The organism is Paracidovorax anthurii, assembly GCF_003269065.1.
GTDB classification, from domain to species: Bacteria; Pseudomonadota; Gammaproteobacteria; order Burkholderiales; family Burkholderiaceae_C; genus Paracidovorax; species Paracidovorax anthurii.
In genome coordinates this window covers 1-1164 of sequence record NZ_QLTA01000128.1, presented here as the reverse complement: position 1 = coordinate 1164, position 1164 = coordinate 1, and the positions used below count along the sequence as shown (strand labels likewise).

The window sequence follows — 1164 nt, the reverse complement described above, 5'->3', positions numbered from 1 at the left end:
CTGACGGCGAAGGTGACGAGGCCGACGGCGGCGATGACGCAGAGCACGGTGATGGCGATGGCGACCTGCAGGAGGTCGCGCACGGGCTGGGTGGCTTCGGCGCGGTCGATGCCGATGGCCAGGATCCACGAGGTGCCCTCGACCTTGGCGGCGTAGAGCATCTGGTCGGCGCCCTTGACCGGCACGTCCGCCCGGCCGCCGTTCGTCGCCAGCCGCTGCAGCAGTGCCTTGTCGATGCCCGCGGCCAGATCGGACACGGGCTTGAGGGCCAGCTGGGGGTCCGCCTGCGCGAGCAGCCGGCCTTCGCTGTCCATGAGCAGCGCGAAGCTCTTCGGGGTCGGGCGGATGGCGGTCACCATGCGGCCCACGCTCTCCAGCAGCATGTCGCTCGCGACCACGCCGGCGGGCTGGCCGGCCGGGCCCCAGGGCTCCGCGAACGTGATGAGCAGCTTGCCCGAGCTGGCGCCGATGTAGGCCGGCGCCACCACGGGCCCTCCGGCCTGGATGGCGAGCTTGTACCAGCCGCGCGAGGTGCCGTCATAGCCGGGCGGCACGGGGTGCATGAACACGTGCCGCTTGTCGGCATGGACCAGGTAGGCATCGTCCAGCGCGCCGGCCTGCTTGGCAGCCTCCAGGAACGGGAGCGGGTCCGCCTGCTGGGCGGCGACCTTGATCGAGCCGGTGATGCGCTGCTTCTCCCGCACCCAGGTGGTGATCTCGTCGGCATGCAGCCGGGTACGCTGCTCCAGGCGGCTGTCGATGCTGCCCAGCGTGTTGTTGCGCACGACCACGAAGGTCGCGAGCGCCAGGGCCAGGAGGGAGAGCGTGGTGATGGCGATGCAGATGCCGATGAGGCGCGCGCGCAGGCTTTGGAACATCGGGGGGACTCGGTGAAAGAAACAGGAAAAGGGTGAAAAGAGCGTGGCCGGCCTGCGGTCAGCGCCCGGAAATCGGGATCAGTGCGGAGCCGGGGCCGCCGTGCATGGCCTGCGCCGATGCGCCGTGCGCGTCGAGCTTGAAACCGGCGACGGCATCGGCGAGCTGGTGCGCCTGCTGCTGCAGGGATTGGGCGGCGGCGGTGGCCTGCTCCACGAGGGCGGCGTTCTGCTGGGTGCTCTGGTCCATGTGGCTGACGGCGGTGCCGATCTCGGCGATGCCGGTGCT

1 protein-coding gene and 1 pseudogene are annotated in these 1164 nt (G+C 70.7%); both read right to left on the bottom strand.

The window, feature by feature from the left end; genetic code table 11:
- Window positions 1–878 (bottom strand): cache domain-containing protein (locus tag AX018_RS24480; protein WP_170146353.1); only part of this gene is annotated, 878 nt, incomplete at its 3' end.
- Window positions 879–936: 58 nt separating this feature from the next.
- A pseudogene (locus AX018_RS24475) lies at window positions 937–1164 on the bottom strand (methyl-accepting chemotaxis protein); the annotation flags it as partial.